Origin of the sequence: Pseudomonas sp. NFACC37-1 (assembly GCF_900101575.1) — a bacterium.
Classification (GTDB): Bacteria; Pseudomonadota; Gammaproteobacteria; order Pseudomonadales; family Pseudomonadaceae; genus Aquipseudomonas; species Aquipseudomonas fluorescens_AA.
In genome coordinates, this window is sequence record NZ_FMUZ01000055.1 from 1 (window position 1) to 16,587 (window position 16,587).

Below are 16,587 nucleotides of genomic sequence, written 5' to 3' on the forward strand. Positions count from 1 at the left end.
GACCGACGATCTCAACTTCCTCCTGGATACGGACGATGCCACGCTCAACACGACCAGTCACAACAGTACCGCGACCGGAGATCGAGAATACGTCTTCGATTGGCATCAGGAACGGCTTGTCGATAGCACGCTCTGGCTCTGGGATGTAGCTGTCCAGAGTTTCCACCAGCTTCTTGACAGCAGTGGTGCCCATTTCGTTGTCGTCTTGGCCGTTCAGAGCCATCAGAGCCGAACCGATGATGATTGGAGTGTCATCACCTGGGAAGTCGTAAGTGCTCAGCAGGTCGCGCACTTCCATCTCAACCAGTTCCAGCAGCTCAGCGTCGTCAACCATGTCAGCCTTGTTCAGGAAGACAACGATGTACGGAACGCCTACCTGACGGGACAGCAGGATGTGCTCACGGGTTTGTGGCATCGGACCATCAGCGGCCGAGCAAACCAGGATCGCGCCGTCCATCTGGGCAGCACCGGTGATCATGTTTTTTACGTAGTCGGCGTGACCTGGGCAGTCAACGTGTGCGTAGTGACGCACGGCCGAATCGTATTCAACGTGAGCGGTGTTGATGGTGATACCACGAGCTTTCTCTTCCGGGGCGCTGTCGATCTTGTCGAAGTCAACCTTGGCCGAACCGAAAACTTCGGAGCAGACACGGGTCAGAGCAGCGGTCAGCGTGGTTTTACCGTGGTCAACGTGACCGATGGTGCCAACGTTGACGTGCGGTTTGTTCCGTTCAAATTTTTCTTTAGCCACGACAATTAACTCCTAGCTTAAAGGGGCTGAATCAGCCTTGCTTTTTGGTAACAGTCTCGACGATATGCGACGGAGCTGTATTGTATTTTTTGAATTCCATAGAGTAGCTTGCGCGACCCTGAGACATGGAACGAACGTCGGTTGCGTAACCGAACATCTCGCCCAACGGCACCTCGGCACGAATCACTTTGCCGGAAACCGTATCTTCCATACCCAGAATCATGCCACGACGACGGTTAAGGTCGCCCATGACATCACCCATGTAGTCTTCAGGCGTAACGACTTCCACCGCCATGATCGGCTCAAGCAACTCACCGCCACCCTTCTGGGCCAGCTGCTTGGTTGCCATGGAGGCAGCCACCTTAAACGCCATCTCGTTGGAGTCGACGTCATGGTAAGAACCATCGAACACAGTCGCCTTCAGGCCGATCAGCGGATAGCCGGCGACAACGCCGTTCTTCATCTGCTCTTCGATACCCTTCTGGATCGCCGGGATGTATTCCTTAGGAACCACACCACCTACGACTTCGTTCAGGAATTGCAGACCTTCCTGACCTTCGTCAGCCGGTGCAAAACGGATCCAGCAGTGACCGAACTGGCCACGACCACCGGATTGGCGAACGAACTTGCCTTCGATTTCACAGCTCTTCGTGATGCGCTCACGATAGGAAACCTGAGGCTTACCAATGTTGGCTTCGACGTTGAACTCACGGCGCATCCGGTCAACCAGGATGTCCAGGTGCAACTCACCCATGCCGGAGATGATCGTTTGACCAGTCTCTTCATCGGTCTTGACGCGGAAAGACGGGTCTTCCTGAGCAAGCTTGCCCAGAGCGATACCCATTTTTTCCTGGTCGTCCTTGGTCTTAGGCTCAACGGCAACCGAAATAACCGGCTCCGGGAAGTCCATGCGAACCAGGATGATTGGCTTGTCAGCGTTGCACAAAGTTTCACCGGTGGTGACGTCCTTCATGCCGATCAAGGCCGCGATGTCGCCAGCGCGTACTTCCTTGATTTCTTCACGGGCGTTTGCGTGCATCTGCACCATACGACCCACACGCTCTTTCTTGCCTTTTACCGAGTTGATCACGCCGTCGCCGGAGGCCAACACGCCCGAGTAAACTCGAACAAAGGTCAAGGTACCCACGAATGGGTCGGTAGCGATCTTGAACGCCAAAGCCGCGAACGGCTCGTCGTCACTTGCGTGACGCTCCATTTCCTCTTCCTCGTTATCCGGGTTGGAACCCTTGATAGCAGGAATGTCGGTTGGAGCAGGCAGGAAGTCGATAACGGCGTCGAGAACCAGGGGAACACCCTTGTTCTTGAAGGAAGAACCGCAAACAGCCAGAACGATCTCACCAGCGATAGTACGCTGACGCAGAGCGGCCTTGATTTCCTCGTTGGTGAGCTCTTCACCTTCGAGGTACTTGTTCATCAGCTCTTCGCTGGCTTCGGCCGCAGCCTCAACCATGTTGCTGCGCCATTGCTCGGCTTCTTCCAACAGTTCGGCAGGAATGTCCTTGCGAACAGGGACCATGCCCTTGTCGGAATCGTTCCAGTAGACAGCTTGCATGTTGATCAGATCGATCTGACCCTGGAAGTTGTCTTCGGAACCGATAGCCAGCTGGATCGGCACCGGAGTGTGACCCAGGCGCTGCTTGATCTGAGCGATCACGCGCAGGAAGTTGGCACCAGCACGGTCCATCTTGTTTACATAAACAAGACGTGGAACGCCGTATTTGTTGGCCTGACGCCATACGGTTTCCGACTGAGGCTCAACACCCGAAGTACCACAGAACACAACGACAGCGCCGTCGAGTACGCGCAGGGAACGTTCAACTTCGATGGTGAAGTCTACGTGGCCCGGGGTATCGATAACGTTGAAGCGGTGCTCGTGCGGGTACTGCTTCTCGGAACCTTTCCAGAAGGCGGTGATAGCAGCAGAAGTAATGGTAATACCACGCTCCTGCTCCTGCACCATCCAGTCTGTGGTCGCGGCGCCATCATGCACCTCGCCCATTTTGTGACTCTTGCCGGTGTAAAAAAGGACGCGCTCGGTGGTGGTGGTTTTACCAGCATCCACGTGAGCAACGATACCGATGTTACGGTAGCGGTTAATCGGTGTAGTACGAGCCATAAAGCCCTCGCAAATTGAGTGACGCTAAAATTAGAAGCGGTAGTGCGAGAAAGCCTTGTTGGCTTCAGCCATACGGTGCACGTCTTCACGCTTCTTAACTGCAGCACCTTTACCTTCAGCAGCGTCCAACAGTTCACCAGCCAAACGCAGAGCCATGGACTTCTCGCCGCGCTTGCGGGCGAAGTCTACCAGCCAGCGCATTGCCAGGGCGTTACGACGGGACGGACGAACTTCGACCGGAACCTGGTAAGTAGCACCGCCTACACGGCGCGACTTCACTTCGACCAGCGGAGCGATGGCGTCGAGAGCTTTCTCGAAGATTTCCAGGGGATCGCTGTTCTTGCGTTCCTTAACTTTGTCCAGTGCGCCATAAACGATACGCTCGGCAACGGCTTTCTTGCCGCTTTCCATTACGTGGTTCATGAACTTGGCGAGAATCTGGCTTCCGTATTTCGGATCGTCCAGAATCTCACGTTTGGCTGCTACGCGACGTCTTGGCATTGATAAGCCCTCAAACGGTCTTCAGGTTAGCCCGGGACAGCGGATGCGTGCCCGACCTTACTCTTATCGACTCAATAAAATTAAAAACTGCTAAACGGCCGATTATTTCGGACGCTTGGTACCGTACTTCGAACGACCTTGGTTACGACCTTTAACGCCGGAAGTATCCAAAGAGCCGCGAACGGTGTGGTAACGAACACCTGGCAAGTCTTTTACACGACCGCCGCGGATCAGGACCACGCTGTGCTCTTGCAGGTTGTGGCCTTCACCGCCAATGTACGAGGAAACCTCGAAACCGTTGGTCAGACGCACACGGCATACTTTACGCAGTGCCGAGTTAGGTTTTTTCGGCGTGGTGGTATACACACGGGTGCATACGCCACGACGTTGCGGGCAGTTCTGCAGCGCAGGCACGTCGGATTTCTCGACGATACGCTTACGCGGCTGACGTACCAGCTGGTTGATAGTTGCCATCTACTAGCTCCACTGTTGTCTTGCGACGCTATTGTCTTACAAGAAAAGCAAAATGGCAGGAACGAATTCCCGCCAAATTTAGGGGATCAAGAGTCTAAAGAGGATCTTGTCCCCAGTCAAGGCAAGGCCCCGACCTCCCCGCCCGCCGGATCTCGACAATTTGTCTCGATCCGCCGAACGGGGCGACCAGGGCCTGGCACTCAATTACCGCAGAACTCAGTTACCACTCGAGTTCAGCGCTTCGGTCAGTGCAGCTTCCACTTCACTGGCGCTTACGCGCAACGGCTTGTCGGCATCACGGCGACGCTTGCGCTCACTGTGATAGGCCAAACCGGTACCGGCCGGGATCAGACGACCCACGACCACGTTTTCTTTCAGGCCACGCAGATAATCGCGCTTGCCGGTTACCGCCGCTTCGGTCAGTACACGGGTGGTTTCCTGGAAGGAAGCCGCCGAGATGAACGATTCGGTGGACAACGACGCCTTGGTGATACCCAGCAGCACGCGAGTGAACTTGGAGACAAACTTGTCTTCGGTCGCCAGGCGCTCGTTTTCCACCAGTACGTGAGTCAGTTCCATCTGGTCGCCCTTGATGAAACTCGAGTCGCCAGATTCAGCGATCTCGACCTTACGCAGCATCTGACGCAGGATGGTCTCGATGTGCTTGTCGTTGATCTTCACGCCTTGCAGACGGTAAACGTCCTGGATCTCGTTCACGATGTACTTGGCCAGCGCACTCACACCCAGCAGACGCAGGATATCGTGTGGATCGCTCGGACCGTCCGAGATAACTTCGCCGCGGTTTACCTGTTCGCCTTCGAAGACGTTCAGGTGACGCCACTTCGGAATCAGCTCTTCGTACGGATCGCTACCGTCGTTCGGTGTAATGACCAGGCGGCGCTTGCCCTTGGTCTCTTTACCGAACGCGATGGTGCCGCTGACTTCAGCCAGAATCGAGGCTTCTTTCGGACGACGGGCTTCGAACAAGTCGGCAACACGCGGCAGACCACCGGTGATGTCGCGGGTTTTCGAAGTTTCCTGCGGGATACGGGCGATAACATCACCGATCGCGATCCGCGCACCGTCCGCAACACCGACCAGGGCGTTGGCTGGCAGGAAGTACTGAGCGATTACGTCAGTGCCTGGCAGCAACAGATCCTTGCCGTTGTCGTCGACCATCTTCACGGCCGGACGGATATCCTTGCCGGCAGCTGGACGATCCTTTGGATCGAGCACTTCAATGTTGGTCATACCGGTCAATTCGTCGGTCTGACGCTTGATCGTGATGCCTTCTTCCATGCCCACGTAGGTCACGGTACCTTTCATCTCGGTCACGATCGGGTGGGTGTGCGGGTCCCACTTGGCCACAATGGCGCCAGCGTCGACCTTGTCACCTTCCTTGACCGAAATCACAGCACCGTACGGCAGCTTGTAGCGCTCGCGCTCGCGACCGAAGTCGTCAGCGATGGCCAGCTCACCGGAGCGGGATACCGCAACCAGGTGACCGTCCACGCGCTCTACGTGCTTGAGGTTGTGCAGGCGGACAGTACCGCCATTCTTCACCTGGACGCTGTCAGCCGCGGAGGTCCGGCTTGCCGCACCACCGATGTGGAACGTACGCATCGTCAGCTGTGTACCCGGCTCACCGATGGACTGGGCCGCGATAACGCCGACCGACTCACCGATGTTCACCTGATGACCACGAGCCAGGTCGCGACCGTAGCACTTGGCGCAGATGCCATAGCGGGTTTCGCAGCTGATCGGCGAACGTACGATCACTTCGTCGATGCTGTTGAGTTCGATGAACTCGACCCACTTCTCGTCTACCAAGGTGCCAGCAGGAACGATCACGTCCTCGGTACCCGGCTTGAATACGTCACGGGCGATGACACGACCCAATACGCGTTCACCCAACGGCTCTACAACGTCACCGCCTTCAATGTGCGGCGTCATGACCAGGCCATGTTCGGTGCCGCAATCGATCTCGGTCACGACCAGATCCTGGGCAACGTCTACCAGACGACGAGTCAGGTAACCGGAGTTCGCGGTTTTCAACGCGGTATCCGCAAGACCCTTACGAGCACCGTGAGTGGAGATGAAGTACTGGAGTACGCTCAGGCCTTCACGGAAGTTCGCGGTAATCGGGGTCTCGATGATGGAGCCGTCCGGCTTGGCCATCAGGCCACGCATACCGGCGAGCTGACGGATCTGCGCTGCAGAACCCCGTGCGCCCGAGTCGGCCATCATGTACATCGAGTTGAACGATTCCTGGTCGACTTCGTTGCCATGACGGTCGATGACCTTCTCTTTCGAGAGGTTGGCCATCATCGCCTTGGATACTTCGTCGTTCGCCTTGGACCAGAGGTCGATCACCTTGTTGTACTTCTCGCCCTGGGTTACCAGGCCGGAGGCGTACTGGCTTTCGATCTCTTTCACTTCTTCGGTGGCAGCACCGATGATGCGGGCTTTTTCATCCGGGATAACGAAGTCGTTAACGCCGATGGAAACGCCGGAAATGGTCGAATAGGCAAAACCGGTGTACATCAACTGGTCAGCGAAGATCACGGTCTCTTTCAGACCAACCACGCGGTAGCACTGGTTGATCAGCTTGGAGATCGCCTTTTTCTTCATCGGCAGGTTGACGACATCGAAGGACAGGCCTTTTGGCACAACCTGGAACAACAGCGCACGGCCGACGGTGGTGTCGACGATACGGGTGTTGGTCACGCTGCCGCCATCACGGTCGTTCACGGTTTCGTTGATCCGCACCTTGACCTTGGCATGCAGTGCGGCTTCGCCGGCACGGAACACACGGTCAACTTCCTGCAGATCCGCGAACACACGACCTTCGCCCTTGGCGTTGATCGCTTCGCGAGTCATGTAGTACAGACCCAATACAACGTCCTGCGACGGAACGATGATTGGCTCACCGTTGGCTGGCGACAGGATGTTGTTGGTCGACATCATCAACGCGCGCGCTTCGAGCTGGGCTTCCAGCGTCAGCGGCACGTGCACGGCCATTTGGTCGCCGTCGAAGTCGGCGTTGTACGCAGCACAGACCAGCGGGTGCAGCTGGATAGCCTTACCTTCGATCAGTACCGGTTCAAACGCCTGGATACCCAGACGGTGAAGGGTCGGTGCACGGTTGAGCAATACTGGGTGTTCGCGAATCACTTCGGCGAGAACGTCCCAGACCTCTGGCAGCTCGCGCTCGACCATTTTCTTGGCCGCTTTGATGGTGGTAGCGAGACCACGCATTTCCAGCTTGCCGAAAATGAACGGCTTGAACAGTTCCAAGGCCATTTTCTTAGGCAGACCGCACTGGTGCAGACGCAGGGTCGGGCCTACGGTAATAACCGAACGACCGGAGTAGTCAACACGCTTACCGAGCAAGTTCTGACGGAAACGACCCTGCTTACCCTTGATCATGTCAGCCAGGGATTTCAGAGGACGCTTGTTGGAACCGGTGATAGCGCGACCACGACGACCGTTGTCGAGCAGTGCATCGACAGCTTCCTGCAACATACGCTTTTCGTTACGCACGATGATGTCCGGAGCGGACAGATCAAGCAGGCGCTTCAAGCGGTTGTTACGGTTGATCACTCGACGATACAAGTCGTTGAGGTCGGAAGTCGCGAAACGACCGCCATCGAGCGGAACCAGTGGACGCAGGTCTGGCGGCAGTACCGGCAGAACGGTCAGCACCATCCACTCTGGCAGGTTGCCGGAACCCTGGAAGGCTTCCATCAACTTCAGACGCTTGGACAGCTTCTTGATCTTGGTTTCGGAGTTGGTTTGCGGAATTTCTTCGCGCAGGCGGCCAATCTCGTGCTCCAGGTCGATAGCGTGCAGCAGTTCGCGGACAGCTTCGGCACCCATGCGGGCATCGAAATCGTCGCCGAACTCTTCCAGCGCTTCGAAGTACTGCTCATCGTTGAGCAACTGACCTTTTTCAAGGGTGGTCATGCCTGGATCGATAACGACGTAGCTCTCGAAGTAGAGAACGCGTTCGATATCACGCAGGGTCATGTCCATCAGCAGGCCGATACGGGACGGCAGCGATTTCAGGAACCAGATGTGGGCAACCGGCGAGGCCAGCTCGATGTGCGCCATGCGCTCACGACGAACTTTTGCCAGCGCAACTTCAACGCCGCACTTCTCGCAGATCACACCACGGTGCTTCAAGCGCTTGTACTTACCGCACAGGCACTCGTAATCCTTGACCGGGCCAAAGATCTTGGCGCAGAACAGGCCGTCACGCTCAGGTTTGAACGTACGGTAGTTGATGGTTTCCGGCTTTTTAACTTCACCGAACGACCACGAACGGATCATCTCAGGCGAGGCCAATCCAATACGGATGGCGTCGAACTCTTCGACTTGACCCTGGTTTTTCAGCAAATTCAGTAGGTCTTTCAAGGCCTTTCCTCCTGGCGGAGCAGAGAGCGGGCAAAACAGCCCCGCTCTCGATTCGCGTCACGTGTTATTCGGTTTCCAGATCGATATCGATGCCGAGGGAACGAATTTCCTTGATCAACACGTTGAAAGACTCGGGCATGCCCGGCTCCATACGGTGATCGCCGTCCACGATGTTTTTGTACATCTTGGTCCGGCCGTTCACATCGTCCGACTTCACTGTGAGCATTTCTTGCAGAGTGTATGCAGCACCGTACGCTTCCAGTGCCCAGACCTCCATCTCCCCGAAACGCTGACCACCGAACTGCGCCTTACCACCCAGCGGCTGCTGGGTAACCAGGCTGTAAGAACCGGTAGAACGAGCGTGCATCTTGTCGTCTACCAAGTGGTTCAGCTTCAGCATGTACATGTAGCCAACGGTAACCGGGCGCTCGAACTTGTTGCCGGTACGGCCGTCGAACAGCTGCATCTGGCCGCTTTCCGGCAGGTCTGCCAGTTTCAGCATGGCCTTGATTTCGCTTTCCTTGGCACCGTCGAACACCGGAGTAGCCATTGGAACGCCGCCGCGCAGGTTCTTCGCCAGATCCAGGATTTCCTGGTCGGAGAAAGTGTCCAGCTCTTCGTTGCGTCCGCCGATCTCGTTGTAGATCTCGTGCAGGAACTTACGCAGGTCCGCGACCTTGCGCTGCTCTTCGATCATCCGGTTGATCTTCTCGCCCAAGCCCTTGGCCGCGAGGCCCAAGTGGGTTTCAAGGATCTGACCAACGTTCATACGCGAAGGTACGCCCAACGGGTTGAGGACCACATCGACCGGGGTGCCATTGGCATCGTGCGGCATGTCTTCAACCGGCATGATCACGGAGACCACACCCTTGTTACCGTGACGACCGGCCATCTTGTCGCCGGGCTGGATGCGACGACGGATTGCCAGGTAAACCTTGACGATTTTCAGCACGCCTGGAGCCAGGTCATCGCCTTGCTGCAGTTTGCGCTTCTTGTCTTCGAACTTGTCGTCCAGCAGACGGCGGCGATCAACGATATAGGCCTGGGCCTTCTCGAGCTGCTCGTTCAGAGCATCTTCAGCCATGCGCAGTTTGAACCACTGGCCATGCTCAAGACCGTCGAGGACTTCGTCGGTGATTTCCTGACCTTTCTTCAGGCCGGCACCACCTTCGGCTTTGTGGCCGACCAGGGCGGAACGCAGACGCTCGAAAGTTGCGCCTTCGACGATACGGAACTCTTCGTTCAGGTCCTTGCGGATCTCGTCGAGTTGAGTCTTCTCGATGGACAGTGCACGAGCATCACGCTCAACGCCGTCGCGAGTGAAGACCTGTACGTCGATGACGGTACCTTTGGTGCCAGTAGGCACGCGCAGGGAAGTGTCTTTAACGTCGCTGGCTTTTTCACCGAAGATGGCACGCAGCAGTTTTTCTTCCGGAGTCAGCTGGGTCTCGCCTTTCGGAGTGACCTTGCCCACCAGGATGTCGCCTGCGCCTACTTCAGCACCTACATAAACGATACCGGCTTCGTCCAGCTTGTTCAGTGCAGCTTCACCCACGTTCGGGATGTCCGCAGTGATTTCCTCTGGGCCAAGCTTGGTGTCACGGGCCACACAGGTCAGTTCCTGAATGTGGATCGTGGTGAAGCGGTCTTCCTGAACCACACGCTCGGACAGACAGATGGAGTCTTCGAAGTTGAAGCCGTTCCATGCCATGAACGCGATGCGCATGTTCTGACCCAACGCCAGTTCACCCATATCGGTGGACGGACCATCGGCCATGATGTCGCTGCGCTGAACCCGATCCCCCTTGCTTACCAGCGGACGCTGGTTGATGCAGGTGTTCTGGTTGGAGCGGGTGTATTTGGTCAAGTTGTAGATGTCGACACCGGCTTCGCCGGTTTCAACTTCGTCATCGGCAACACGAACCACGATACGGCTGGCGTCGACGGAATCGATCACGCCACCACGACGAGCCACGACGCAAACGCCGGAGTCACGGGCAACGTTACGCTCCATGCCGGTACCAACCAGCGGCTTGTCGGCACGCAGCGTTGGTACAGCTTGACGCTGCATGTTCGAACCCATCAACGCACGGTTGGCGTCGTCGTGCTCGAGGAACGGGATCAGCGACGCTGCAACCGACACTACCTGCTTCGGCGATACGTCCATCAAGGTGACGTCTTCCGGCGCCTTGACGGTGAACTCGTTCAGGTGACGAACAGCTACCAGCTCGTCGACCAGGACCTTCTTGTCGTTCATCGTGGCCGAAGCCTGGGCGATCACGTGATCGGCTTCTTCGATGGCGGACAGGAACACGATCTCGTCGGTAACCAGGGCGTCTTTCACCACGCGGTACGGGCTCTCGAGGAAGCCGTACTGGTTGGTGCGCGCATAGGCAGCCAGGGAGTTGATCAGACCGATGTTCGGACCTTCCGGCGTTTCGATCGGGCAGACACGACCGTAGTGAGTCGGGTGTACGTCACGAACTTCGAAGCCTGCACGCTCACGGGTCAGACCGCCTGGGCCGAGTGCGGAGACACGACGCTTGTGGGTGATCTCGGACAGCGGGTTGTTCTGGTCCATGAACTGGGACAGTTGGCTCGAACCGAAGAACTCCTTCACCGCCGCAGCCACAGGCTTAGCGTTGATCAGGTCTTGCGGCATCAAGCCTTCGCTTTCAGCCATCGACAGACGTTCCTTGACCGCGCGCTCTACGCGCACCAGGCCAACACGGAACTGGTTCTCGGCCATCTCGCCTACACAGCGAACACGACGGTTACCCAGGTGGTCGATGTCATCGACGATGCCTTTGCCGTTACGGATGTCGACCAGGGTCTTGAGGACCGCAACGATGTCATCCTTGTTCAGCACGCCCGAACCTTCGATCTCGGTACGACCGATACGACGGTTGAACTTCATCCGGCCGACCGCAGACAGGTCATAGCGCTCAGGGCTGAAGAACAGGTTGTTGAACAGGGTCTCGGCCGCATCCTTGGTTGGCGGCTCGCCAGGACGCATCATGCGGTAGATTTCGACCAGGGCTTCCAGTTGGTTGCCGGTGGAGTCGATCTTCAGCGTGTCGGAGATGAACGGACCGCAGTCGATGTCGTTGGTGTACAGGGTTTCGATACGAACGACCTGGGCCTTGGCGATTTTCGCCAGGATCTCGGTGGTCAGCTCGGTATTGCACTCTGCAAGGATTTCGCCGGTGGCCGGATGCACGATGACCTTGGCCGTGGTGCGACCCAGGACGTAGTCGATCGGTACCTGAAGCTCTTTGATCCCGGCTTTTTCCAGCTGGTTGATGTGGCGAGCGGTGATACGACGACCCTGCTCGACAATAACCTTGCCTTTGTCATCCTGGATATCGAGGACAGCGATTTCACCGCGCAGGCGCTGAGGCACCAGTTCCAGGCTGAGGTTTTCACCTTGCACGTGGAAGACGTTGGTGGTGTAGAACGCGTCCAGCACTTCTTCAGTGGTATAGCCGAGCGCACGCAGCAGTACCGATGCAGGCAGCTTGCGGCGACGGTCGATACGCACGAATACGCAGTCTTTCGGGTCGAACTCGAAGTCCAGCCACGAACCGCGGTAAGGAATGATGCGCGCGGAGTAAAGCAGTTTGCCGGAGCTGTGCGTCTTGCCACGGTCGTGGTCGAAGAACACGCCCGGGGAACGGTGCAGCTGGGAAACGATTACACGCTCGGTACCGTTGATTACGAAGGTACCGTTTTCAGTCATCAGGGGGATTTCACCCATGTAGACTTCTTGCTCTTTGATGTCCTTGATCGCTTTGTTCGACGATTCTTTGTCGAAAATGATCAGGCGCACTTTTACCCGCAAAGGTACGGCGTAAGTAACACCGCGCAATACGCATTCTTTGACATCAAATGCCGGTTCGCCCAGGCGATAACCGACGTACTCCAGCGCAGCATTGCCGGAGTAGCTGATGATCGGGAAAACGGATTTGAAGGCCGCATGCAGGCCCACGTCGCGGAACTGATCTTTAGTCGCTCCCGCTTGCAAGAATTCACGATACGAATCCAGCTGGATGGCCAGGAGGTACGGCACATCCATGACGTCCGGCAACTTGCTAAAGTCCTTGCGGATACGTTTTTTCTCAGTATATGAGTAAGCCATCAGCGTTCCCCAGCTTGGTCACCTGCTTGTTTGGCCCCTCCCGACGGGAGCAGCCAGAAAATCGTGCAAACCCCATGGTTTGCGCCACCACATCGGGTGGTTACAGCTCGCTATCGGCACCGACCCAGTCGGCTGCCAATAACGGAAAAAGGCCGGTGGCAAGAGCCACCAGCCATCAGCCTGTCGCTTAACGCTCGGGCTGGAGACGCAAAGTCGATGCTTACTTCAGCTCGACTTTAGCGCCTGCTTCTTCCAGAGCGGCCTTGGCTTTGTCAGCTGCGTCTTTGGCAACAGCTTCCAGAACCATGGCAGGAGCGCCGTCAACTACAGCCTTGGCTTCTTTCAGGCCCAGACCGGTCAGTTCACGTACTGCCTTGATCACGTTTACTTTCTTCTCGCCAGCTTCGGTCAGCATGACGTTGAATTCGGTTTGCTCTTCAGCAACGGCAACAGCAGCAGCTGGACCAGCGGAAGCAGCAGCAGCGGTAACACCGAATTTTTCTTCGAAAGCTTTGATCAGCTCAACAACTTCCATTACGGACATGTTGCCAACGGCTTCGAGGATATCGTTTTGAGAGATAGACATGACTCTAAATTCCTGGATTGGGGGACGGCCTACGCGACCATCGAAATAAACAAAAAACGCGAAAAGGAGTGTCGAGCCTTAGGCTGCGGCAGCTTCTTTCTGGTCGCGCAGTGCCGCCAGAGTACGAGCCAATTTGCTGGTTGCGCCTTGAATCACGCTCATCAGCTGGGAAATTGCTTCGTCACGGGTCGGCAGAGTTGCCAGTACGTCGATCTGGTTAGCTGCGAGGAACTTGCCCTCGAACGCAGCTGCCTTAATCTCGAACTTGTCCTGACCTTTGGCGAATTCCTTGAACAAACGGGCAGCAGCACCAGGATGTTGGGTGGAGAACGCGATCAAGGTCGGGCCGGTGAACACGTCGTTGAGGACACTGTATTCAGTGTCAGCAACAGCGCGCTTGAGCAGGGTGTTACGTACAACACGTACGTAAACGCCAGCTTCACGAGCCTCTTTACGGAGTCCGGTCATAGCGCCTACTGTTACGCCACGGGCATCAGCCACGACAGCGGACAGAGCAGCTTTGGCAGCCTCGTTGACTTCAGCGACGATGGCCTTCTTGTCTTCGAGTTTAATTGCCACGGGTTTAACTCCTGCTTGTTACCGTTTCATTCGGTCGAAACCGAATGTCGTTTTGGTGTCTGATTCGGTAAGGAACCGGGAGCACCATCTGCGTAGGCTTGTGGTTTAAGACTTGCGTCGCCTACGGTCTTGGACAGCCCCCGCCAGGCAGGGACCCCAATTTTTTGATTGGCGCGATCGCTCGCGCCAACCTGAGTCTTACGCGTCGAGCGAGCTCTGGTCGATGACCAGACCTGGGCCCATAGTGGTGCTCAGGGTAACGCGCTTGACGTAGATGCCTTTCGAAGAAGCCGGCTTGATACGCTTCAGATCAGCGATCAGGGCTTCAACGTTTTCCTTCAGCTTGACGGCATCGAAGCCGATCTTGCCAACGGAAGTGTGGATGATGCCGTTTTTGTCGGTGCGATAACGAACCTGACCAGCCTTGGCGTTCTTAACCGCGGTGGCTACGTCTGGCGTTACGGTGCCGACTTTAGGGTTAGGCATCAGACCACGTGGACCGAGGATCTGACCCAACTGGCCTACAACGCGCATGGCATCCGGGGATGCGATCACTACGTCATAGTTCAGGTCGCCGCCTTTCATTTCGGCAGCCAGATCGTCCATACCGACGCGATCAGCACCAGCAGCCAGAGCAGCTTCAGCTGCTGGGCCCTGGGTGAAGACTGCTACACGAACGGTCTTGCCAGTGCCGTGTGGCAGCACGGTAGCGCTACGAACGACCTGGTCGGATTTACGTGGGTCAACGCCCAGGTTTACAGCAACGTCGAACGACTCGCTGAACTTGACAGTCGACAGCTCAGCCAGCAGAGCGGCGGCGTCTACAAAGTTGTAGGCCTTGCCTGCTTCGATTTTGCCGGCGATAGCCTTTTGACGCTTGGTCAGCTTAGCCATTACACACCCTCCACGTTAAGGCCCATGCTACGAGCAGAACCGGCGATAGTACGCACGGCTGCATCCATATCAGCTGCAGTCAGATCCGCGTTTTTGGTTTTCGCGATTTCTTCCAGCTGAGCACGGGTAACGGTGCCAACCTTAACGGTGTTTGGACGAGCGGAACCGCTGGTCAAACCTGCAGCCTTCTTCAGCAGAACCGAAGCTGGGGTGCTTTTTGTTTCGAAGGTGAAGCTGCGGTCGCTGTAGACAGTGATGATCACTGGAGTCGGCAGACCTGGCTCAAGACCCTGAGTACGGGCGTTGAAGGCCTTGCAGAATTCCATGATGTTCACGCCGTGCTGACCCAGTGCAGGACCAACAGGTGGGCTTGGGTTAGCCTGAGCGGCCTTCACTTGCAGCTTGATGTAAGCGGTAATTTTCTTGGCCATGAGGCACTCCAATTACGGGTTCGAACGCCTCGAAAGGCTCCCCGGTTACTTGCGCGTTTATCCCAGTGACGACAAAACCCCACAGCCTTGGGCTGCGGGGTTGGGATGCCTGTTCAATCAGACCTTTTCGACCTGACTGAACTCAAGCTCTACCGGAGTAGAGCGACCGAAAATGAGCACTGCCACTTGGATCCGGCTCTTTTCGTAGTTAACTTCTTCAACCGTGCCATTGAAGTCAGCGAATGGACCGTCGGTGACACGTACAACCTCACCCGGTTCAAACAACGTCTTCGGCTTCGGCTTGTCGCTACCATCAGCGACACGACGCAGAATCGCTTCTGCCTCCTTATCCGTGATCGGCGCAGGCTTGTCGGCAGTACCGCCAATGAAACCCATCACCCGAGGGGTATCCTTGACCAAGTGCCAAGTCCCTTCGTTCATATCCATCTGTACCAGCACGTAGCCCGGAAAGAACTTGCGTTCACTTTTGCGCTTCTGGCCATTACGCATCTCAACCACTTCTTCAGTGGGGACCAGAATCTCGCCAAAGCCATCTTCCATGCCAGCCAGCTTTACGCGCTCTACCAGCGAGCGCATGACATGCTTCTCGTAACCCGAGTAAGCATGCACAACGTACCAACGCTTAGCCACGGGACACCCTTAGCCAACAATCAAGGAAACAAGCCAGCCGAGCAGGGAATCTAGCCCCCACAACAGCAACGCCATTACCAGAACAACAGCCACAACGATCAACGTGGTCTGCGTGGTTTCTTGGCGAGTCGGCCATACGACTTTACGAATCTCAGTGCGAGCTTCCTTAGCGAGTACAAAGAAAGACTTGCCCTTGGCCGTCTGCAGACCTACAAAGGCAGCAACAGCAGCAATGGCGAGCAATGCAAGTACACGGTACAGGATCGGCGAAGCAGAATAATACTGATTGCCAACAACGCCAATAACCACCAAAGCGACTACCACTAGCCACTTGAGCAGATCGAAGCGAGAGCCTTGAGCTTCAGCTTTAGGAGTCATCTATGAAGATCCTGTGAAAAGAAAGCCAGACACACTGAGTGAATCTGGCAGGTCAGGAGGGAATCGAACCCCCAACCTACGGTTTTGGAGACCGTCGCTCTGCCAATTGAGCTACTGACCTAAAACAAAATCAGGCCGACCATTATGCCGGCCCGAAAAAGACATTACAACTGTTTACTCGATGACTTTGGCTACGACGCCGGCGCCGACGGTACGACCGCCTTCACGGATAGCGAAACGCAGACCGTCTTCCATCGCGATGGTCTTGATCAGGGTAACAGTCATCTGAATGTTGTCACCTGGCATTACCATTTCAACGCCTTCTGGCAGCTCGCAGTTACCAGTCACGTCAGTTGTACGGAAGTAGAACTGTGGACGGTAGCCCTTGAAGAACGGAGTGTGACGACCGCCTTCTTCCTTGCTCAGAACGTAAACTTCTGCGGTGAACTTGGTGTGCGGCTTGACGGTGCCTGGCTTGACCAGAACCTGGCCACGCTCAACGTCATCACGCTTGGTGCCGCGCAGCAGTACGCCGCAGTTCTCGCCAGCACGACCTTCGTCGAGCAGCTTGCGGAACATTTCAACGCCGGTGCAGGTAGTTTTCTGAGTGTCGCGCAGACCGACGATCTCAACTTCTTCCTGGATACGGAC

Annotated in this window: 13 protein-coding genes and 1 tRNA gene; all 14 read right to left on the bottom strand. The window is 56.3% G+C overall.

Annotation, left to right across the window (positions count from 1 at the left end; genetic code table 11):
* Positions 1 to 751: elongation factor Tu (locus BLP82_RS29000; RefSeq protein ID WP_139197988.1), on the bottom strand; the 751-nt coding region annotated here is incomplete at its 3' end.
* A 31-nt stretch (positions 752 to 782) separates the two neighbouring features.
* Positions 783 to 2,888, bottom strand: coding sequence for an elongation factor G (fusA, locus tag BLP82_RS29005; protein ID WP_060740393.1), 2,106 nt, complete (start codon positions 2,886 to 2,888; stop codon positions 783 to 785).
* Between the two features lie 30 nt (positions 2,889 to 2,918).
* A complete protein-coding gene (gene rpsG, locus BLP82_RS29010) occupies positions 2,919 to 3,389 on the bottom strand; it encodes a 30S ribosomal protein S7 (RefSeq protein WP_003186074.1) in 471 nt (156 codons plus the stop codon).
* 102 nt (positions 3,390 to 3,491) lie between these two features.
* Complete coding sequence (rpsL, locus tag BLP82_RS29015) at positions 3,492 to 3,863, bottom strand: 30S ribosomal protein S12 (RefSeq protein WP_003186084.1); 372 nt, start codon at positions 3,861 to 3,863, stop codon at positions 3,492 to 3,494.
* Between the two features lie 216 nt (positions 3,864 to 4,079).
* A complete protein-coding gene (rpoC, locus tag BLP82_RS29020) occupies positions 4,080 to 8,279 on the bottom strand; it encodes a DNA-directed RNA polymerase subunit beta' (RefSeq protein ID WP_092176802.1) in 4,200 nt (1,399 codons plus the stop codon).
* Between the two features lie 64 nt (positions 8,280 to 8,343).
* Positions 8,344 to 12,417, bottom strand: a complete 4,074-nt coding sequence (gene rpoB / locus BLP82_RS29025; RefSeq protein WP_060740392.1) for a DNA-directed RNA polymerase subunit beta — start codon at positions 12,415 to 12,417, stop codon at positions 8,344 to 8,346.
* Positions 12,418 to 12,637: 220 nt separating this feature from the next.
* Positions 12,638 to 13,003: a 50S ribosomal protein L7/L12 gene (gene rplL, locus BLP82_RS29030; protein WP_072412391.1), complete on the bottom strand. Its 366-nt coding sequence runs from the start codon at positions 13,001 to 13,003 to the stop codon at positions 12,638 to 12,640.
* Positions 13,004 to 13,081: 78 nt separating this feature from the next.
* Positions 13,082 to 13,582, bottom strand: coding sequence for a 50S ribosomal protein L10 (rplJ, locus tag BLP82_RS29035; protein ID WP_003206099.1), 501 nt, complete (start codon positions 13,580 to 13,582; stop codon positions 13,082 to 13,084).
* A 198-nt stretch (positions 13,583 to 13,780) separates the two neighbouring features.
* Positions 13,781 to 14,476 carry a 50S ribosomal protein L1 gene (rplA, locus tag BLP82_RS29040; RefSeq protein WP_003186095.1) on the bottom strand — a complete coding sequence of 232 codons (696 nt, stop codon included), beginning with the start codon at positions 14,474 to 14,476 and terminating at the stop codon, positions 13,781 to 13,783.
* On the bottom strand, positions 14,476 to 14,907 hold the full coding sequence (gene rplK, locus BLP82_RS29045) for a 50S ribosomal protein L11 (protein ID WP_003176435.1): 432 nt from the start codon (positions 14,905 to 14,907) through the stop codon (positions 14,476 to 14,478). Before rplK ends, rplA begins: the two co-directional genes overlap by 1 nt.
* 117 nt (positions 14,908 to 15,024) lie before the next feature.
* The gene (nusG, locus tag BLP82_RS29050) at positions 15,025 to 15,558 is read right to left on the bottom strand and encodes a transcription termination/antitermination protein NusG (protein WP_003186097.1); all 534 of its coding nucleotides are present in this window, start codon (positions 15,556 to 15,558) and stop codon (positions 15,025 to 15,027) included.
* A 9-nt stretch (positions 15,559 to 15,567) separates the two neighbouring features.
* Positions 15,568 to 15,936, bottom strand: coding sequence for a preprotein translocase subunit SecE (secE, locus tag BLP82_RS29055; RefSeq protein WP_003206102.1), 369 nt, complete (start codon positions 15,934 to 15,936; stop codon positions 15,568 to 15,570).
* Between the two features lie 45 nt (positions 15,937 to 15,981).
* Positions 15,982 to 16,057: transfer RNA gene (locus BLP82_RS29060), tRNA-Trp, on the bottom strand.
* Positions 16,058 to 16,110: 53 nt separating this feature from the next.
* Positions 16,111 to 16,587, bottom strand: a 477-nt coding sequence (locus BLP82_RS29065) for an EF-Tu C-terminal domain-related protein (protein ID WP_092176805.1), incomplete at its 5' end; no start/stop codon positions are given.